Raw genomic sequence first — 20,085 nt, forward strand, 5'->3', positions numbered from 1 at the left:
CCGCCGTCAGGCTGGATCGGTTCAGCCGATCGGTTGACGGCGTCCAGCCGACCGGTGGACTACACGCGTCAGTGCCCGCGGTTACGATTCTTCTGTGTCTGATCATTCCGCTCCTCTCTCCGACAGCGGCCGCGGGTCCTCCGTCCCCGGCGCCTCCATACCCGGTGCCGTCGCCCGTGGTCGTCCCGTCGGTCAGGGTCGCCCCGCGGGCCACGGTCGCCCCGCCGGTGCCCGCTCCGCACGGTCGCGGAAGCTCCCTCAGAGCGTGCGGATAGCGGGCAGCATCCTCATCGGCATCGTCCTGTTCCTGTGCGGACTGCTCTGCTCGGCGATGGCACTGACAGCGAATGCGTGGGCGTTCTCCGACGGAGTGCTCAATGACACCGGGTTCGTCGCCGTGATGCTGCTCATCCCCGTCTGGGGAACGGTCTTCCTCCGGCACCGGTGGCCGTGGGCCCCGTTCATCGCCGGAGCCGCGCTCACTCTCGGATGGGGTGACGCCTTCCTCCTGCTCATCGGCGTGTTCCACCTCGTCATTCGGGCTCCCAAACGGCAGGCGATCGCTGCCTCGGCGGTGGGGGCGACCCTGGTCGTCCTGTCCACGGTGCGGATGTGCCTGGCTCCGGCGCAGCGCAACCCCTTCAGCATCTTCTTCCTGCCGGACCCCACGCAGGTCACAGGCGTCGAGGCGACGATCCCACCCGAGGACTCGTACTTGGCCATCCGAATCATGACAGTCGCCGCCTGCGTCATCGGACTCGGCACCAGCCTCGGCGTCGGTGTCCTGCTGCGACGAACCAGGAGGATGAGAGTCGTGGAGTCGCTCGCGCAGCGGGAGACGATGCGCAACGAATCGCTGACTGCCGAACTCGCCAGGCAGTCCGAACGCGAGCTGCTGGCGCGCGAACTCCACGACACGCTCTCCCACCGCCTGTCGGTGATCTCACTGCACAGCGGCGCCCTGGAGGTCGGAGACGGCGCAGACCCTGAGCTCGCGTCCACCGCCTCGGCTCTGCGGCAGGAGGCACGAGCGTCCTTGGAGGATCTGCGCCACCTGGTCGGCGGCGTCAGAGACGGAAACCTCGCCGGTCCGCAATCGCGACACGAACAGTCTGCACCGCCGGACCGGGCGTCGATGCAGTCGATTCCGCAGCTCATCGCCTCCGTGCAGACCACCGGGACGATCATCCGTCCCTCGATCATCATCCAGGACGTCGACGCCTGCCCGCCGGCTCTCGACCGGGCGATCTACCGCATCGTCCAAGAGACGCTGACCAATGCGATGAAGCATGCGCCGAACTCCCCTGTGACCATGGAGGTGACCGTCTCCGCCGCAGGAGGGGCCAAGATCTCGGTGGCGAACCCCTTGCCCGGGAACCCGGATATCCCGCCGCGTCCGCAGTACGCACCGGACTCGGCTGGCGGTCTCGGTCCGGGGACCACCGCGCGAATTCCCCGACCGGCGACGGAGCTCGCCTCGACCGGATCGGGTTCCGGACTGGTGGGGATCCGCGAACGGACCGAGTTGTTCGCAGGCACAGTGCGGATGGGAGTCAGCGGTGAAGAGTTCCGCGTGGACGTGGAGTTCCCGCCGTTCGCGTCCGAAGCCTGATACGAGAGTCCGTCGTCTCCCGCACCTGCGGTGTCATCGACCTCCGGTAGTGTGACGACCATGAGTCCCACCACTGCGATTCGCGTCATGGTCGTCGACGACGACCCGATGGTCATCACCGGAATCAAGGGAATTCTGCGAGCAGCAGAGGACATCGACGTGGTCGGTTCGGCGATGAGCGGCGAAGAGGCGATCGAAAAGGCCGCACTCCACTACCCGGAGGTCGTGCTGATGGACATCCGGATGCCGGGAATCGGGGGAATCGAAGCAATCGGACGTCTGCTCAACAGTGTGCGTCCGCCGAGGGTCGTGGCCCTGACGAGCATGGACAGCGACGATCATCTCTTCCGCGCCCTCGAGGCGGGAGCGGCCGGCTACCTCCTGAAGGACATCGGTCCGGTGGAACTCGCCGTTGCGGTCCGGAAGGCCCAGGCCGGAGAACCCATCCTGGCGCCGCAGTCCATGCGGCAGATGATCGCCAAGGTCACTTCGAGTCCGGACCATCATCTGCAGCGGGAGGCCGAGACGCTGCTCGCCGAACTCACCGAGCGAGAGTTGGAGGTCGCCGAGCTCGTGGCCGAGGGGCTGTCGAATCAGGAGATCGCGGCGAGGACCTTCATGAGCCTGGCAACCGTGAAGACCCATCTCAACCGGATCAACATCAAACTCGATACGAACAACCGTGTGCGCATCGCCACCACTGTGGTCCGCGCCCGGAAGTTCTGAATAGAATTCACCGTTTCTTTATCACCCACGGCAGAAGTGATTCTTCACTCCGTCTAAAATCATCAGTGATGGTTGCTGAGTACTATGTCGAATCCGAGAATATGACCAGCAGCCCCTCAGATCGTGGTCCCTGGACGGCTCGAGCAAAGGGGCTGCTGACCCAAGCAACCTCGATCTGGGCACTGACCGTCACGTTCATCGCGGTGACCCTCGTCGCAGCCGGGCCGATGCGAGTCTGGGACTACAGACTCAACCGACGCTGGCTCTACCTGGCCGACCCCGACCTCGTCTGGTTCGCTCAGCACATCCTCGATCCGATCGCCGGCCAGGCCGTGTGTCTGCCGGTGCTGGCGATCACGGCGATCACTCTCAGCTATCGTCGACGTTCCTGGAGACCGATCGTCTTCGCCGCAGCCACGGAGGCGGCGTTCTTCCTCGGTGTCGGTTCACTCAAGGTTCTGCTCGCTCGGCCCGCGACCACTCTGCACGACCCGAGATTCTTTCAGGGCGGGCTGCTCGACCTCGGTTCCCGAGGAATCAGCTATCCGTCCGGTCATGCCGCCGAGGCCGTGCTCATCTACGGTGCTGTCGCCTATCTCATCGCCCGATACAGCAGCGCCTCGACCCGGGCCGTGCTGCTTCTGTGGTGGGGTGTCGCCGCAATCAGCGTGAATTCTGTGATGGTGTCGTTCGCCCTCGGCTGGCATTGGGCCACTGACCTCATCGGCGGGCTCCTGGCCGGAGGACTCTTTCTGCGGATCCTCATGGCAGTCGACCGCCGGGTGCCGCTCCTGCACTCCTGAGACTCTGTCCGAGGGATCAGATCATCGGACAGAGGTTCACTCTTCCTCCGCTCAGACCTGGATTCCCCGCGTGAGCGCTCCATCGATGAGCAGGTTTGCTCCTGATGTACGACTGGATCGCGGGCTCGACAGGAATACGACACTCGCAGCGGTCTCTTCTGGCGTGCCCATGCGACCGGTTGGATTGAGTCCGAGCGCATAGTCGAACAGTGCGGGATCGTCAGCCTCGATCCCTGGCCACACTCCGCCTTGATGATAGGTGTTGCCGGGGGAAACGGTGTTGACCCGCACCCCGCTGTCTGCCGATTGCAGTGCAAGTCCCGCCATGTAGCCGATGATCGCCGTCTTCATCGTTCCGTACGGTCCGGAAGCGAAGTCGGCTTCCCTGCCGGAGACACTCGAGATGGCGATCAGCGACGCCACATCGCTCTTCTTCAGATGCGGGATGACCGCTTTCGACAAATTCACCGTGGCCATCAGGTCAACGTTGAAGGATCGATACCAGTTCTCCTCCGTGTCCGGAATCGCCAGTGCACTGACGCTGCTGACCACCATGTCGATTCCGCCGAGCTCTTCAGCAGTGGCTGCGACCCAATCGCTCAGAGACGCACTGTCGCTGACATCGAAGGCAGTCCCGATGACTCTTCCCTGGGATGCCAGCTCCAGCTCGGTGTCGGCTACCGCTTGAGCGCTGCGAGCGCAGAAGGCCACATCGGCCCCTTCTGCCAGAAATGCTTCGACAATGGCACGACCGATGCCTCGCGTCCCGCCGGTGACCATTGCGGTCTTTCCGCGAATGTTCAGATCCATTGTGTCTCCCCTTCCCCGTTGATCATCGCGATTCGCAGCTGTCGGCAGCGACATCATGCTCTGCTCCTATCGGAGCTGCCTTGCACGCTGACGCAGATCTGCGTGGATTCCGTTGAAAGCGCTGCCTTCCGGCAACACGGACTTCGCAACTTTCGTCACGACGCTGTAGTTCGTGTCGACCACATTGGCCACCGGGACCAGAGAGATCTGAGTCAGCAGCTGATAGGCATCCATGGGTTCCAAATCGAAGAGCGCGCCGAGCCAGTGGATCATCTCCACCTGCGAGATCCTCCATGAGTCTTCCATCGGTCGTGAAGAGCCCACGACCATCCAGTACTCGTCGTTCTCCAGCCGGGGCCACAGTGGACCGCCTCCCTTGACGAGGTCCACAATGATCGTCGAATTCATCGCTCCTTCGACTGCTGTCCCACATGCCTCGCCCTCACCTTGTCGATAGTGGCCGTCTCCGATGGAGAACATGGCACCCTCGACATTCACCGAGAAGAAGGCTGTGGTGCCGACCCTCAGCTCAGGTGTGTCCATATTCCCACCGAAACGCTCAGGTGTGAGAGACGATTGAACCTCCCCGCCAGCCGGCGCGACTCCGACAGTGCCCAGCATCGGTTCGACAGGCAGGGCGAGTTCGAAATCACCGCTCCGGCTCTGAAAACCAACGGTCTGCGCTTCTGTATCAAGGTCATAGATCCAAGCAGCTTCCGGCAGAGCTCCATGAAGAAGGCTTGTGCGATCCGTCGCCGTCAGTCCGCCGAACAGGGGGATCGTCGCAGATGCTCCCCATCGCCTTGCGGGGGTGAGATCAACTATATGGACAGCCAATGCGTCCCCCGGCTCGGCACCATTGACATAGAACGGCCCGGTCTGTGGATTCAGCCGGTGAGGGTCCAGTTTCGAACTGGGTACGTCCGACCGTGTGGTGATTGCGTTGTTGAACGCGTCTTCGGACCACAGGCGCAAAGCCGTTCCGGGCTCGATCGTCGCCGCTGGCGCAGCACCGCCGAAAGTGTAGACGAATTGATCCGGCCGGGGAACGAAGTCGATGATCTCCATATCTCATAGTACGTGATATGGATCACGCATCCAATGGCACAGCGTCCGCCCAACTGGCCTGAGCACCCACCAGTCGAGCGGGCCCCTTTCCACGTCGATCGCTGTGGCCATTAGGATCTCTACCAGCCAGGGTTTCCTGTCGGTTTCTGCGCTCGTCCTGCCAGCATCGAGGAAGGGACGGTGAGGCAGAACGCCGCCTGGCACCACGCACTATGTGAAAGGCAGACCCTATGCCCTCCCCAGACGTTTCGGATACAGCGGACTCTTCGGATCGGGACAAGCCGACGTCGAAGACCGTCCGAATCCTGCGCAACTACCGATTCCCGCTGTTCATCCTCGCCGGAGTCGTCGTCGGCGCCATCATCGGGCTCATCTTCGGCGAGCGCGCCACGGTCATCAAACCCTTCGGCACACTGTTCATCAATATGATGTTCACCCTCGTCGTGCCGCTCGTGTTCTTCTCGATCTCCTCGGCCGTTGCCGGCATGTCCTCCGCGGCCCGCCTGGGCAAGATCATGGGCACCATGCTCGGTGTCTTCGCCGTCACGGGAGTCATCGCCTCCATCGTCATGGTCGCCGCCCTCGGTCTCTTCAACGCCACCGAGGGAGTGCAGGTCGAGATGCAGGAACCGGAGACCGTCGAGGAGGTCGGCTCCATCGGCGAACAGCTGGTCCAGACCGTAGTCGTCGATGATTTCTCAAAGATCCTGTCCGCCGAGCACATGCTCGCTCTCATCGTCTTCGCTGTCATCGTCGGATTCGCCACGAGCAGGGTCGGAGACGCCGGCAAGCCCTTCGCGCAGTTCCTCTCCTCCGGCACCGAGGTGTTCCTAAAATTCACGTCGATCATCATGTACTACGCACCGATCGGCCTCGGGGCGTACTTCGCAGCGCTCATCGGCGATCTCGGAGCTCAGCTCGTCGGCGACTACGTCCGCGCCTTCCTCGTCTACTATCCGGTGGCGATCGTCTACTTCATCGTCGCGTTCACGTTCTACGCGTTCTTCGCCGGAGGTCGGCGCGGGGTCAGCCGCTTCTGGGGAAACGTGCTCGAACCGACGGCGATCTCCTTGGGCACCTCATCTTCGGTGGCGGCGATCCCGGCGAACCTCCGTGCCGGTGAGCGCATCGGAGTCCCCCGCGACATCCGGGAGACGATCGTGCCGATCGGAGCGACGATCCACATGGAGGGCTCGAGTCTGTCGGCGATCCTCAAGATCGCGTTCCTCTTCGCGGTCTTCGACCGGGATTTCTTCACCCCCGAGAACATCCTCCTCGGCATCGGCGTGGCTCTGCTGGCGGGAATGGTCATGGCCGGGATCCCCTCCGGAGGCTTCATCGGCGAACTCATGATCATCACGCTCTACGGATTCCCGCCCGCCGCCCTGCCGATCATCCAGATCATCGGCACGGTCATCGACCCGCCGGCGACCACGGTCAACTCCGTCGGCGACCAATCGAGCTCGATGATGGTCGCCCGCATCCTCGACGGAAAGGATTGGATGGACAGAGCCGACGAAAACCGGACCGCCTCGGCCGAACCGGACACAGCTGACTCCCCGGGTCGATGAACACGATTCGATTCCGCACGTGTCCGCTGCCAGCCTCCCACCGCAGTCCGACTGCCGGTCACGAGTAGACTCGGGTTCCATGGTCAACCTTGAGAAGATTCCGCGACGCAGCTACACCGACGGATCGACGCCCCTGGAGCATCTGCCTCGCCTCTCGGCCGAGCTCGGCGGCCCGCAGATCTGGATCAAACGAGATGACTGCCTGGGGCTGACTCAGGGTGGGAACAAGACCCGCAAACTCGAATTCCTCATCGCCGATGCGCTTGCGCAGGGGGCGGACGCTCTCATCACCGTCGGCGGCGTCCAGTCCAATCATTGCCGACTGACGTTGGCGGCGGCACGCCGAGAGGGACTCGAGTGCCACCTCATCGTCGAAGAGGACCTCGGCCCTGAGGGGATCGGGCTCGGCCCGGCCGGGGCGAACCCGCCCGAGTACACGGGCAACTTCCTGCTCTTCGACCTCCTCGGCGCCGATTCGGTCACCGTGTCCGGCAACGGCAGTGACCTGCTCGGCGAGGCCGAGACGAGTGCCGCCGAGCTGCGTGCTGAAGGGAAGACTCCCTATGTCATTCCCGTGGGCGGGTCGAATGCCATCGGCGCGCTCGGATACGTCGACTGCGGCGACGAGCTGCTCGGCCAGATCGAGGATGCCGGCCTCGACGTCACAGCGCTCGTCACCCCCAGCGGGTCGGCGGGTATGCAGGCGGGCCTGATCGTCGGACTGCACGCGGCCGGCAGCGACATTCCGGTCCTCGGCATCAATGTCAGCAGGTCACGCGCCGATCAGGAGCCCAAGGTCGTCGACCTCGTCGATTCGACCGCGACGTCCCTCGACCTCCCACCGGTCCCCCGTGATCGCACGGTGGCTCTGGGCGACTACTTCGGAACCGGCTATGCTCTGCCGACGGAAGGAATGGTCGAGGCCGTGCGACTCTTCGCCCGCACCGAGGGAATTCTCCTCGACCCCGTCTACACCGGCAAGGCCGCCGCCGGGCTGATCGATCTCGTCCGGCAGGGTGAGTTCGGCGCCGATGACACGGTGGTCTTCATGCACTCCGGCGGAGTGCCCGGTCTCTACGCCCGAACACAGGCATTCTCGCACACTCGAACTCAGCGGAGGGCACAGACATGACAGTATCGACGGCAGATCTTTGGGACGAGCGCGGCGAGGACCTCTATTCGATCGCGCTGAACTTCGGCGACTTCGGGGCCAAGACGTCCTTCTCCGGCCCCGCGCGCACGGTCCGTTGCTTTCAGGACAACGCCCTGGTCAAACGCCTTCTCAATCAGCCCGGTGACGGCGCGGTGCTCGTCATCGACGGCGACGGTTCGATCGCCACTGCTCTGATGGGCGATATGATCGCCGAATCCGCCGTCCGCAACGGGTGGTCCGGAGTCGTCATCAACGGCGCCGTCCGTGACCGAGAGGCCTTGGCCGAGATCGACTTCGGGATCAAGGCATTGGCCAGCAATCCGCGCAAGAGCGCGAAGGACGGTGCCGGTGAGACCGATGTGACCGTCGAGATCGGCGGAGCGACGATCCGCCCCGGTGCCATGGTCTTCGCCGACGCCGATGGTGTCGCCGTCGAGAAGTAGAGCCGGCCGGGTTCGCGTCACCGCTCGCGGGCTTCGTCTGTCTCAGTCTTCGACGGCGTCATCAGCGGTGGATGGTGTCGAAGTCCTGTTCTGCCGCATCCCAAACCTCGGACACGGTGATCTGCCCACCCTGCGTGAGTTCGTCGATGGTCCGCGGGTTGTAGAGATATGACCATTCACCAGCCGAGCCGTCTCCGGTGACCATGAGGACGTCGAAGTCGAAGGTCGCCTGCGACACCGTCTGCACGACTGCTGCGGTGGCCTCCATATCCTCGTCGGTCTTGCCCGCGGAGGCGAAGTCGACGTAGAGACGGTCGGCGTCGACGTCCTCGTCGTAGTCCGGGTTGGATTCGGACTCGAGACGCACCTGAACCTCGTCGAGGGACTCGGACAGGTAGTCGGCGAGCGCCTCCGGCTGGTCGAAGCCCCGCTCGACGACCTGCAGCGTCTGAACGGGTTCGGATTCGGGCTCGGGAGCATCGGGCGCCTCACTGCTGCAGGCACCGAGTGCCAAGATCGCGGCAATCGAGAAGGCTGGAACGAGCTTCGCAACGGACTTCATGGGCCTCAGCCTATCGGCGTCCGGCACCTGCTCTCATCTCGGGTCAGGCGACTGTGGAGCGAGCCCCTTCAGGGCTGTGTGCTCATCGGCTTCGCTTTCGAAGCCTGTGGGCCGCAGCCGAAGTGAGTCCCTTCGGCGTCGGGCTGGCGGTCCTTGAACTCCCGGCCGAACCCGAATCGCTGGAACAGGTCCGTCTGTGCTCCGAACTGGTCGTTCGTGACGAATACGATGCGGTCGAATCCCCTCTCCTGTCGGATCCATTCTCCCAGTTCGGTCAGCACGTTCGCATCCATCCCTGCGTCCATCTCCCGCCTGCGAACCCAGTGACAGACGGCCGCGTCGATGTCCGACCACTCCCCCGCGCCTTCGGCTGTCGGGTTGAACTCGCTGCGGCTGAGGAACGTCGCGTCCGGGGAAGGATGTACACGCAGCCGAGGCATCGGGATTCGCTCGGGTCGAGGACCGTATAGGTGAATGCGAGGTTCTCGGAGTTCCATCGTTCGAGGTCGACGAGGTCGCTCTGATTGTCGGCGACCGTGAAATCGTCTTCCGGCCAGGTCGACTGCTCCCACTGACGCAGATACTCGCGACTGTCCATCACGGCTTCACAGTCGAGTCGGGCATCGGCGGCGGTGATGGGGCGGAGGACGAACTCATCCGCCGCCGGCCCGGCAGACAGCGACACGTCTGGGCCGAACGGCATCATGGACTCCTCAGTCAGCGCCCCGTCATCAGCGGCAGAGCATCAGTCCAGCCTATTCCATCCGGCTGTCGCCATCTTGCCGGTCGGCCCGGAGCCGGCGAGGCCACGAGCTCTGGCCCGTGTCCTCGCCTTCACCGACTCCTCACCTGCCCTGGCCGACTCGTTGGACGGAGACCTCAGGTGCCAGGTCAAGGCGACGCAGCAGCTGGGCATTCAAAGCGACCACGATCGTCGACAGCGACATGAGGATCGCCCCCACGCTCATCGGCAGGACGAAACCGATCGGTGCGAGGACTCCCGCCGCCAGAGGCACGGACAGCAGATTGTACCCGGCGGCCCACCACAGGTTCTGCTTCATCTTCCGGTACGTCGCGCGCGAGAGTTCGACGATCGACAGGACTGACCGCGGATCGTCGGAGGCGAGGATGACTCCAGCCGAACCGATGGCCACATCCGTCCCGGCGCCGATGGCGATGCCGACATCGGCCTGTGCCAGTGCGGGTGCGTCGTTGACCCCGTCTCCGACCATCGCAACCCGGCTGCCCTCGTTCTGCAGTTCGCTCACCTTCGCGGACTTGTCTGCGGGGTGAACGCCGGCGAAGACGCGATCGATGCCGAGCTCAGCGGCGACCGACCGGGCCACTGCCTCGGCGTCCCCAGTGATCATGACCACCTGCGCGCCCAGGGCATGCAGGGCGTCGACGGCATCGCGGGACTCCGGGCGGATCTCATCAGCCAGACGGAGCGCGCCGATGACCGCTCCTGCTTCGATCACGTGCAGGATGATGGCGCCCTCGCTGCGCCACCGATCGGCAGCGGCGACTTCGGAGGCACTGTGCTTCTCGAGCAGTTTGGGACCACCCACCTCGACCGTGGATCCGTTGATCTCGGCTCTGACACCGACCGCAGGCGAAGAGGAGAAGTCGGCGGCAGACGGCACGTCGAGTCCTCGCTCTTCGGCCGCACGGACGATGGCGCGAGCCAAGGGATGTTCGCTGTCGGCCTCGGCCGCGGCGGCCAGGGCGAGCACTTCGCCCTCGCTACGCTCGAGCGCTTCGACACCGGTGACGGTCGGTTCGCCCATGGTCAGGGTGCCCGTCTTGTCGAAGAGCACGGAATCGACCGTGCGCATCGTCTCGAGCGCCAGGCGGTCCTTGACGAGCACTCCGGCGCGGGCGGCGCGCTCGGTGGCGATGGAGACCACCAGCGGGATCGCCAGGCCCAGGGCATGGGGACAGGCGATGACGAGGACGGTGATCGTGCGCACGACAGCGGAGTCCGGCATGCCGAGCAGCGACCAGACGATCGCCGTGATGACCGCTGCCCCGAGTGCGAACCAGAACAGCCACGCCGATGCCCTGTCGGCGATCCGCTGAGCACGCGAGGACGAATTCTGCGCATCGGAGACCAGCTTCTGAATCCCGGCCAGCGCCGTGTCATCGCCGGTGGCCGTGATCTGCAGCCGCAGGCCCGAATCGGTCGCGATGGTTCCTGCGACGACGGCGTCGCCCTCGCTGCGGCGCACAGTCGTCGACTCGCCGGTGACCATGGATTCGTCCATGCTCGCCGACCCGTCGATCACCCGGCCATCGGCGGGGACCGCGGAGCCGGGCCTGACCAGGACGATGTCGTCGACTTCGAGGTCGTCCGGGGGCACGCTCACCGTCTCACCGTCGACGACCGTCTCCGCCTCATCGGGAAGGAGCGCGGCGAGGCTGTCCAGCGCCGAGGTGGTCTGCGCCAGTGATCGCATCTCCATCCAGTGACCGGCGAGCATGATCACGACCAGCAGGGCCAGCTCCCACCAGAAGTCGAGCTGGGGGTCCAGCAGCCCGAGCGAGGAGCCCCAGGAGGAGAGGAAGGCGACAGTGATGGCCAAGGCGATGAGCAGCATCATTCCTGGGCTGCGGCCCTTGATCTCGTCGAGGCCGCCGGTCAGGAAAGGTTTGCCGCCCCAGAAGTACATGACCGTGCCGAGGATCGGCGAGAGCCAACGGAGGACGCCGAGCACCCCCGTATCGGGGACCTCATAGCCGAGGAGGTGACCGAACATCGGGCTGAAGGCGACCACGGGGACGGCGATGATGAGCATGATCCAGAACAGGCGCCGGAACTGCGCCACGTGATGGGCATGACCGCCGTGGCCCGAGTGCCCAGCGTGGCCCGAGTGCTCCTCATGGCCCGAGTGCTCCGAGTGATCAGCATGACGCAGGTGATCGTCGTGGCCAGGATGTCCGTTGTGGTCCACGTGATCGTCGTGGTCCACGTGATCGTCGTGGTCCACGTGATCGTCGTGGGCTTCGTGGCCGGACTGATCGGAGTGTTCGCGCTGAGCATCTGTGACCGCTTCAGCGCCCTGATGCCGGTGAGTCTCATACGGTTCCATAACCATCAATCTATACCCCCATAGGGTATGTTTCAACGGTGATCCCTGCCACTGTGCGATCCGAAGCAACTCTCAACATCGCGTCGTACTGTGATCGAAGGAGCCGCTGTGACAGACCACCGACGTTCCATCCGGATCCGCCGACCCGCGGCTCTCCACCGTCTCGAAGGAGGAATCATGAGAGCAGCACGCTTCTACGACCGCCAGGACATCAGGATCGAGGACATCCCCGAGCCCGAACTGCTCCCGGGCACAGTCGCGATCGATGTCGCATGGTGCGGAATCTGCGGCACCGACCTGCACGAGTATCTCGAGGGGCCGATCTTCGTCCCACCCGCAGGCCATCCGCACCCGATCTCCGGGGAGTCGGCTCCGGTGACAATGGGCCACGAATTCTCAGGAACGATCACCGCCCTCGGCGAAGGCGTCACCGACCTCGAGGTCGGCCAGACCGTCGTCGTCGAGCCCTACATCATCGCCGATGACGTCGACACCAGCATCGGACAGAGCTACCAGCTGTCCAAGGACATGAACTTCATCGGCCTCGGCGGTCGCGGAGGCGGCCTTGCCGAGAAGATCGTGGTGCAACGGCGCTGGGTGCATCCGATCGAGGGCGTTCCGCTCGACCAGGCCGCGCTCATCGAGCCGCTCTCGGTCGCCCATCACGCCTACGTCCGCTCCCAGGCGCAATCCGGTCAGATCGCGATCGTCGGCGGCGCCGGCCCCATCGGACTGCTCACCGCAGCCGTTCTCAAGGCCGAAGGCCTCACCGTCTACATCTCCGAGCTCTCCGAGGCCAGGAAGTCGATGGCGCTGTCGACCGGAGTCGCCGATGAGGTCTTCGATCCCCGCGACGGCGACGTCGCGGAGGCCGTCCGCGAGCGCACAGGCGGCCGAGGTGCCGATGTCGGCTTCGAGTGCTCCTCGGTGCCGGTCGTCCTCGATATGCTCCTCGACGCGGTCCGCCCGGGCGGCGTCATCGTCAACGTCTCGATCTGGGGCCACAAACCAGAAGTGGACATGCCGAAGCTCGTCCTCAAGGAGATCGACCTGCGCGGAACGATCGGCTATTCAGACGACCACCCGGCGACGATCGAACTCGCCGAAAGCGGCAAAATCGACCTGTCGGCATTCATCACCGCGCGAATCGGTCTCGACGAGCTCATCACCGGCGGATTCGACGAGCTCATCGACAACAACGAGAAGCACGTGAAGATCATCGTCGACCCGCGAGCCTGAGCACCGGGACGGCTCCGACATGAGGAGCCGGAGAACCACGCTGGCGATTTCGCGGGAGAAGAATGACGAAATTCTTCGGCGGTTTCAAGCGGTCGTTCCTACACTCTTCTCCCGCGAAATCGCCCAAACACCCAGCCGCCTCCACAGACATTGCATAAATGTTCATGTATGCGCAATACTTGCTCATACTGTTCATCTAAGAGTCTGGTCCGTGCGCTTTCATGCGTCGACTGGCCAGACCGCAGCCGAGAACCGCCCAACCCTGGCTCTGCCTCGAGCCGGCCTCACTGTGGAGGACCCCATGGACCTGCAACTCATACTGGCGCTCGTTGCCGGGATCGCGACGATCGTCGTCATCGTCCTGGCCACCCGGCTCGACGCCTTCATCGCTCTGCTCTTGGCATCCATCGTCACCGGCATCGTCGCCGGCCAAGATCTGCTCTCCATCGTCGATTCCATCACCACCGGTTTCGGCGACACACTGGCCAGCATCGGTATCGTCATCGGGCTCGGTGTCGGCATCGGCAAGATCCTCGAGGTCTCCGGCGCCGCTGACTCACTCGCCAGGGCCTTCCTCCGAGCCTTCGGCAAGGGCCGCGAACCCTGGGCGATGGGCACTGTCGGTTCGCTCGTGTCCATCCCGGTCTTCTGCGATTCCGGTTACGTGATCATGAATCCGCTGGCCCGGTCGATCGCTCGGGTGAAGAGAGGCGGCTATGTCACTCTGGCCCTGGCACTGGGCTGCGGCATGACACTGACCCACCACATGGTGCCACCGACCCCGGGCCCTCTGGCTGCCACCGGCATCCTCGGCGCCGATCTCGGCGGCGTCATCCTCGCCGGCCTCGTCTTCACCGTCATCCTCCTGCCCGTCGTCATCGTCTATGCCCGGTGGATCGGGCCGAAGCTCGAACCGGCGCTCAACGCACAGGTCAGGCACGACGTCTACACGGGCTCCATTGCCTCGCAGAAAGAAGTCGGCAGCGCGCCCGGTCTCTCCGGCGGCTCCGGCTCTGCAGACGACTCAACATCTTCGTCGACCGCTGACGAATCGGACCGCTCTGAGGCCACCCCGGCCACCGACAGCACCAAGCGCCCCGGCGCCTTCCTCGGCTTCCTCCCCCTCATCGTGCCGCTGCTGCTCATCGTCGCCAATACCGTCGGCACCGCGATCGACAAGGACGCCCAAGGGCAGCTCTCCGGCGATGCGTACGAACCTTCGGCCTGGGTCGCTCCGCTGGCCTTCTTCGGCAACCCCGTTGTCGCTTTGATCATCGGCCTCGTCCTCGCCGTCTATACTCTGCTTCCGCGCATGACCTCCCGCGACTCGGTGCAGGGATGGCTCGCCGACGGGGCGGCCTCGGCCGGACTCATCCTGCTCATCACCGGTGCCGGCGGAAGCTTCGGACTCGTACTGCGTGAGTCCGGCGTCGGTGACGCTCTCGCCGAGGCGATCGCCTCGATCAGCCTGCCAGCCCTCCTTGTGCCGTTCCTCATCGCCTCCCTCGTCCGCATCGCCCAGGGGTCGGGTACGGTCGCGATGATCACCGCTGCCTCGGTCACGGCGCCGCTCATCGCACCGCTGGGACTGGATCCGCTCGTAGCGGTCATGGCCTGCACAGCCGGCTCGATGGTCTTCTCCTATTTCAACGACTCCTACTTCTGGGTCGTCACTCGATTCGCCGGGCTCGACGGCATCCATGCGATCAAGGGCTGGTCCGGAATCACCACCGCAGTGTGGATCTGCTCGCTGCCTCTGCTGTTCGTCCTCGATCTCATCGTATGAGCACTCACACCGCCACTGGCAGGCACCAGGTGAATCCGCGAATCCTTGTCGTCGCCGACGACTTCACCGGAGGCAACGCCTGCGGGGCCCTGTTCGCGGAGGCAGGACTGCGCACGATCACGCTCAGCACACCGAATCCGGCTGAGCCCCTCGGACGGTTCTTCACCGACCACGACGTGGTCGTGGTCAATGCCGAATCCCGCCATCTGGCAGGCCATGAGGCCGCCGAGCTCACTACGGCAGTCATCTCCGCCGCCGGGGAGGCCGATCTCGTCTCCTGCCGAATCGACACCACCCTGCGGGGCAATGTCGGAGCCACCGCCGAGGCGGCTCTGACCGCTCGTCGCAGGAGCATCGAGTCCGCCGGCGGACGAGACCGACTCGTCATGGGATTGTGCATACCCGCTTTCCCGACCGCAGGCCGGACCACCGTCCAGGGGCGACAGCTGCTTGACGGGCGACTGCTCGAAGACACTGAACTGGCCCGAGACGTCCGCTCCCCCGTGCGCACATCGGATGTCGAGTCCATCCTGACCTCAGGCACCGGACTCTCCTGCCGTCTCATCGATCTGTCCACGATCCTCGATGGACGGGAGGCCATCCGTGAGATGCTGTGCCAGGCGATCTCCGATCGAGCCGATGTCATCATCGCCGATGCGCTGACGCCCGAGCACATCGACCTCGTCGGGCAGGCCGTCGCCGAAATCACCGAGGAGATCGCCGACCCGGCGGGCGGTTCATCCGCCCATGGGATCCTGACACGGACCGGGCTGAACAACGCTCAGCTGCTCGACTGGGTCAGCATCGATCCGGGACCGGGCAGCCTCTCTCTGGCCCGTGCCCTGCTGCCGCCCCGGCCGTACAGCACGATCCTCGGCATCTCGGGATCCGCCACTGAGGTCACGCGTGCTCAGCTGGCCGCCCTCGCCGAAGATCCCCGCGTCGCTGTCATCCGCACCGTCCTCGATCGAGAGAATCTGCCCGACATCGAAGCCACGCTCGCTCGGGTACGGAAAGCTGCCTCGGCCCGAGCGATCATCGTCGCCACCGTCCTCGACTCCGGTGATCTGCTCGACCTCACCGATGACCAGTCGAGGCTGACGACCCAACGCCTGGGTCAGATCGCAGCGGCAGTGATGGAGTCGATCGCCGTCAGCGGCCTCTACACCACCGGCGGGGACGTCACCGCCATGGTCATGCGCGCTCTCGGAGCCGAGGGCCTCGAAGTGGAGAAGGAGATCATCCCCTTGGCCGTGGGCGGTCGTCTCGCAGGCGGTCTCGCCGACGGCCTGCCGATCGTGACCAAGGGAGGGCTGATCGGCGATGCCGAGACCGCCGCCCGGTGTCTCGATCACCTCCGGACCGCATCCGCACCAGCTCACCCGCAGAAGAGGAGAATGAAATGACCGCACCAGCACTGGCCGTCACCGTCGGCGATCCGGTGGGAATCGGACCGGAGATCACCGCTCAGGTGCTCTCGGAATTCGCCAGCCGCGACGATCAGCATGGCATCGCTGTCGCCGATCAATCGGTGATGAGACGTGCGGTCGAGGTCCTCGGCCTCGACGTCGAGCTGCGCACGATCACGGACTGGTCGACGCCGTCGGCCGGTGAGGGCGTCATCGACGTATTCGACATCGGCGTGCTCGGAAACGACCTGCCCGACTGGGGCGTCGTGGACGCACGGGCGGGCCGAGCGGCAGTCACCGCGATCGAGGTCGCGACGAAGGCGGCCATGGAACAGCAGGTCGCCGGCATCGTCACAGGTCCCATCAACAAGGAGGCGGTCTGGGAGTCGGGCTCTGCCCACCTGGGTCACACGGAGATGCTCGGCGAGCTGACAGGGGTGTCGAAGCAGGACACGATGTTCGTGGTCGAGAACACGAAGACACCCGACCACAAGCTGCAGGTCTTCTTCGCCACCCGCCACATGTCACTGCGCAAGGCCATCGACGCGCTCACTGTCGACACGCAGGTCGATTCGATCGAACGAGCCCACCGCGCCCTGCAGCTGTACGGAGTCGCCTCGCCGAGGTTGGCCGTCGCAGCGCTCAATCCCCATGGGGGTGAGAACGGAGCCTTCGGCGATGAGGAGATCGAGATCCTGCGCCCCGCAGTCGAGCGGGTGAATGCTGCAGGAGACTTCGAGGTCGCGGGACCGATCCCCGCCGATTCGGTCTTCCATCAGGGGCTGTCCGGCAGGTTCGACGGCGTTCTCTCCCAATACCACGACCAGGGCCACATCGCCTCGAAGACCTTCGACTTCGATGGAACGATATCCGTGACAGTGGGTCTGCCGATCCTGCGGACCTCGGTCGATCATGGCACCGCCTTCGACATCGCCGGGCAGGGAATCGCCGATGCCGGCACGATGCGCTCGGCCTATCGGGCAGCCATCGGCTATGCTCCGTTCGTCGACGGCATCCGCGCGGAGTACATGCCGAAGTAGAGCCGAGGCCGAATGAAGGGAGACTCATGGCGATCCGTTCCGGCACACAGAGACGTCGCGAAGCGATTCAGGGCCTGCTCAAAACCGGTTCGTGGAGCATTTCGAGGCTGGCCGTCGAACTCGAGACCTCCGAGTCGACCATCCGCCGGGATCTGCGGGACATGGCCGCGGCCGGCGAGATCATCCGCACCATCGGCGGAGCAGCCGCTGCCGGATATACCGAACCACCGCTGGGCGAGAGGATGGAGCAGCAGGCGGAAGCCAAGGACGCCATCGCCGCCCGGGCCCTCGAACGTCTCGACGAACCCAAGGTGCGCACAGTCTTCCTCGACGCCGGTTCGACGACAGTGCGTTTAGCGGAGAGGATCAGGCACCGCAGCGACCTCACCGTCATCACGCGCGGTCTCGAGATCGCGCTGACTCTTGCCCATGCCGACGGACCGAAGGTCGTCATGGTCGGCGGTGAGGTCTCGACCCTCTCCCACGGGACCACCGGCGCACTGTCCGACCATGCCCTCACCCGCGTACACGTCGACATCGCATTCCTCGGTGCCGATGCGGTCAACGTCGCTCAGGGTTTGGGCGAGCCGACTCTCGACGAGGCGCGGACCAAGGAGCTCATCGCCGACCGGGCCGAAGACGTCGTCGTACTCGCCGACAGCTCCAAAGAAGACCGCGAGGTCGCAGCCTGGGCGCCGCTGCCCAGCGGGTGGAGTTGGATCGACGAGAACGGAGAGCGGACACAGGGCCGGAAAGGCGCTTAAGAAGCGATCGAGCCCGAATCATACCCGCCGATCAGAAACGATCAAATTCAGTCACCGAATCGACTTTCTGTCAACCGTATTCCCGTAACGATAACTTCGCTGTTCCCTGTGAAGAAAACTTGTCACCTCTGAGGTCACTCCAGAGAACATTCCTCCTGGTCAGAAGCCCACTTCGAGACGAATCCAACAGAGACACGCCGTTGATTTGACACGATTTTCACATTGAGAGCCTGAACGCAGGCTCGTACCGTGGATCCGGTTCGCAACAAGGCCCACCACCAGGTGGTCCGCATAAATGGAGGAATTCATGAGCATCCCCGATACCTCAGGATCCGCGATACCATCATCCCCGGCCGAGCCCGATCTCGGGACGGTGCGCAAAGCGGTCACCGCTTCGGCCCTCGGCAATGCGACCGAATGGTTCGACTACGGCCTCTACGCCGTCTCGATCGTCTACATCACCCAGCATTTCTTCCCCGGCAGCCACGGCGAGCTCCTCGCCCTGCTGACCTTCGCCGTCTCCTTCATCTTCCGTCCGCTGGGCGGAATCGTCTGGGGGCCGATGGGAGACCGGCTCGGCCGCAAACGGGTGCTGGCGCTGACCATCCTCCTCATGGCCGGATCGACTTTCTGCATCGCTCTGCTGCCCAGCTATGCCACGATCGGCGTCGCAGCCCCGATCATCCTCGTGCTGCTGCGCGTCATCCAGGGATTCTCCTCCGGAGGCGAGTACGGAGGCGCCGCGACCTTCATGGCCGAATACGCTCCCGATCGGCGGCGTGGGTTCTTCGGCAGCTTCCTCGAATTCGGCACTCTGGCCGGAATGGCCGCCGGCTCCCTCTTCGTCCTCCTGCTCCAGCTCGGATTCGGTGAACAGGCGATGATGAATTGGGCTTGGAGGGTCCCGTTCATCTTCGCAGGTGTGCTCGGCGTCGTCGGCCTCTTTATGCGCACCCAGCTCGACGAGTCGCCGGTCTACGAAGAGCTCGACGAGACCAAGCAGGACAAGTCGGTCAAGGACGTCTTCCGCACCCTCTTCTCCGACTACTGGAAGCAGCTGCTCATCCTCGGCGGAATGGTCGTGGCGGTCAACGTCGTCAATTACACGCTGCTGTCGTACATGCCCTCCTACCTGCAGGGCCCCGTCGGAATGGGAGCGAATGCCTCGCTGACCGTGATGTTCCTGGCTCAGGCCTTCATGATGCTGCTCATCCCCTTCGGAGGCATGCTCTCGGACAAGCTGGGCCGCCGACCGATGTGGTTCTTCTCGCTCATCGGCCTGTTCGTCGCGGCCATCCCGATGTTCATGCTCATGGCCAGCGGATTCGTCTGGGCACTGATCGGGCTGGCAGTGCTCGGGATCCTCTACATTCCGCAGATCTCGACGATCTCGGCGACCTTCCCAGCCATGTTCCCCGGCCCCGTGCGCTTCTCCGGCTTCGCGATCTCCTACAACGTCTCGACCGCTCTCTTCGGCGGCACCGCCCCCTCGGCGAATGAGGCGATCACCGGCGCGACGGGAAACACCATCGTCCCCGCCTACTTCATCATGGGCGCCTGCCTCATCGGCTTCATTGCGGCCCTGTTCATGAAGGAGACGAACGGCGCCTCGCTGAGAGGAGCCGGCCTGCCCGAGACGGGCGCGGACATCGTCTTCGATGAAGCCGCGCTCTCCGGCTCGAAGTGACCGCCTGTCTCGGGACCGAGTGACAGCCTGTCTCGGGACCGAGTGACCGCCTCTCCCGGAATCGCGTGACCGCTTTCGGATGCCCCTCGCCGACAGGACCGGCTGTGTGACCTCACAGCCGGTCCTCTGCAACCGAGAGCAGGTCCCGAACGGTCGAGATCCTCGGCTCTCCGCGGGGTCGCGACAGGAGAATGTGCAGGTCACGGCCACACCGCACATACTGGCGAAGACCACGGTGAACACCGCGTCGCAGCCCGGCCTCTTCGTGGCCTCGGGCCCGAAGAGCTCCCGCGCGAACGCGCAGTCCGGTTCGCCTGATCGCC

Annotated in this window: 17 protein-coding genes; 12 read left to right on the plus strand and 5 right to left on the minus strand. The window is 64.5% G+C overall.

Annotation, left to right across the window (positions count from 1 at the left end; translation table 11 throughout):
• The first annotated feature begins 94 nt into the window (after positions 1 to 94).
• From IG171_RS09595 to IG171_RS09605, 3 genes are all read left to right on the plus strand, one after another.
• Positions 95 to 1,612, plus strand: coding sequence for a histidine kinase (locus IG171_RS09595; protein ID WP_249204256.1), 1,518 nt, complete (start codon positions 95 to 97; stop codon positions 1,610 to 1,612).
• A gap of 60 nt (positions 1,613 to 1,672) precedes the next feature.
• On the plus strand, positions 1,673 to 2,338 hold the full coding sequence (locus IG171_RS09600; RefSeq protein WP_212131413.1) for a response regulator transcription factor: 666 nt from the start codon (positions 1,673 to 1,675) through the stop codon (positions 2,336 to 2,338).
• A 68-nt stretch (positions 2,339 to 2,406) separates the two neighbouring features.
• Positions 2,407 to 3,141 (plus strand): phosphatase PAP2 family protein, encoded by a 735-nt coding sequence (locus IG171_RS09605; RefSeq protein ID WP_249204259.1) that lies wholly within the window; start codon positions 2,407 to 2,409, stop codon positions 3,139 to 3,141.
• A 51-nt stretch (positions 3,142 to 3,192) separates the two neighbouring features.
• Here IG171_RS09605 and IG171_RS09610 read toward each other — a convergent pair whose 3' ends face one another.
• On the minus strand, positions 3,193 to 3,951 hold the full coding sequence (locus IG171_RS09610; protein ID WP_212131415.1) for an SDR family oxidoreductase: 759 nt from the start codon (positions 3,949 to 3,951) through the stop codon (positions 3,193 to 3,195).
• 66 nt (positions 3,952 to 4,017) lie between these two features.
• Entirely contained in the window at positions 4,018 to 5,019 is a 1,002-nt protein-coding gene (locus IG171_RS09615; protein WP_212131416.1) for an acetamidase/formamidase family protein, read from the minus strand.
• A 230-nt stretch (positions 5,020 to 5,249) separates the two neighbouring features.
• On the opposite strand from IG171_RS09615, the gene IG171_RS09620 reads away from it, so the two are divergent.
• The 3 genes from IG171_RS09620 to rraA all read left to right on the plus strand — a co-directional run bounded on the left by IG171_RS09620 (position 5,250) and on the right by rraA (position 8,186).
• A complete protein-coding gene (locus IG171_RS09620; protein WP_212131417.1) occupies positions 5,250 to 6,590 on the plus strand; it encodes a dicarboxylate/amino acid:cation symporter in 1,341 nt (446 codons plus the stop codon).
• 79 nt (positions 6,591 to 6,669) lie between these two features.
• Positions 6,670 to 7,722 carry a D-cysteine desulfhydrase gene (locus IG171_RS09625; protein ID WP_212131418.1) on the plus strand — a complete coding sequence of 351 codons (1,053 nt, stop codon included), beginning with the start codon at positions 6,670 to 6,672 and terminating at the stop codon, positions 7,720 to 7,722.
• The gene (gene rraA, locus IG171_RS09630; protein ID WP_212131419.1) at positions 7,719 to 8,186 is read left to right on the plus strand and encodes a ribonuclease E activity regulator RraA; all 468 of its coding nucleotides are present in this window, start codon (positions 7,719 to 7,721) and stop codon (positions 8,184 to 8,186) included. The genes IG171_RS09625 and rraA overlap by 4 nt, the downstream gene beginning before the upstream one ends.
• A 61-nt stretch (positions 8,187 to 8,247) precedes the next feature.
• Here the strand turns inward: rraA and IG171_RS09635 are convergent, their stop codons facing one another.
• The 3 genes from IG171_RS09635 to IG171_RS09645 form a co-directional block, all read right to left on the minus strand.
• The gene (locus IG171_RS09635; protein WP_212131420.1) at positions 8,248 to 8,748 is read right to left on the minus strand and encodes a hypothetical protein; all 501 of its coding nucleotides are present in this window, start codon (positions 8,746 to 8,748) and stop codon (positions 8,248 to 8,250) included.
• Between the two features lie 68 nt (positions 8,749 to 8,816).
• The gene (locus IG171_RS09640; protein WP_212131421.1) at positions 8,817 to 9,041 is read right to left on the minus strand and encodes a hypothetical protein; all 225 of its coding nucleotides are present in this window, start codon (positions 9,039 to 9,041) and stop codon (positions 8,817 to 8,819) included.
• Positions 9,042 to 9,593: 552 nt separating this feature from the next.
• Positions 9,594 to 11,837: a heavy metal translocating P-type ATPase gene (locus tag IG171_RS09645; protein WP_212131422.1), complete on the minus strand. Its 2,244-nt coding sequence runs from the start codon at positions 11,835 to 11,837 to the stop codon at positions 9,594 to 9,596.
• 177 nt (positions 11,838 to 12,014) lie between these two features.
• Between IG171_RS09645 and IG171_RS09650 the strand changes: the two genes are divergently transcribed.
• The 6 genes from IG171_RS09650 (at position 12,015) to IG171_RS09675 (ending at position 19,762) form a co-directional block, all read left to right on the plus strand.
• The gene (locus IG171_RS09650) at positions 12,015 to 13,076 is read left to right on the plus strand and encodes a 2,3-butanediol dehydrogenase (RefSeq protein ID WP_212131423.1); all 1,062 of its coding nucleotides are present in this window, start codon (positions 12,015 to 12,017) and stop codon (positions 13,074 to 13,076) included.
• A gap of 301 nt (positions 13,077 to 13,377) precedes the next feature.
• Positions 13,378 to 14,862, plus strand: coding sequence for an SLC13 family permease (locus tag IG171_RS09655; protein WP_212131424.1), 1,485 nt, complete (start codon positions 13,378 to 13,380; stop codon positions 14,860 to 14,862).
• On the plus strand, positions 14,859 to 16,268 hold the full coding sequence (locus IG171_RS09660) for a four-carbon acid sugar kinase family protein (RefSeq protein WP_212131425.1): 1,410 nt from the start codon (positions 14,859 to 14,861) through the stop codon (positions 16,266 to 16,268). The genes IG171_RS09655 and IG171_RS09660 overlap by 4 nt, the downstream gene beginning before the upstream one ends.
• Positions 16,265 to 17,311 (plus strand): 4-hydroxythreonine-4-phosphate dehydrogenase PdxA, encoded by a 1,047-nt coding sequence (gene pdxA, locus IG171_RS09665; protein ID WP_212131426.1) that lies wholly within the window; start codon positions 16,265 to 16,267, stop codon positions 17,309 to 17,311. The genes IG171_RS09660 and pdxA overlap by 4 nt, the downstream gene beginning before the upstream one ends.
• Before the next feature lie 26 nt (positions 17,312 to 17,337).
• A complete protein-coding gene (locus IG171_RS09670) occupies positions 17,338 to 18,075 on the plus strand; it encodes a DeoR/GlpR family DNA-binding transcription regulator (protein ID WP_212131427.1) in 738 nt (245 codons plus the stop codon).
• A 307-nt stretch (positions 18,076 to 18,382) separates the two neighbouring features.
• Entirely contained in the window at positions 18,383 to 19,762 is a 1,380-nt protein-coding gene (locus IG171_RS09675; protein WP_249204261.1) for an MFS transporter, read from the plus strand.
• The last annotated feature ends 323 nt before the right edge of the window (positions 19,763 to 20,085 follow it).

Origin of the sequence: Brevibacterium sp. SMBL_HHYL_HB1 (assembly GCF_018208375.1) — a bacterium.
Lineage (GTDB): Bacteria > Actinomycetota > Actinomycetes > Actinomycetales > Brevibacteriaceae > Brevibacterium > Brevibacterium intestinavium.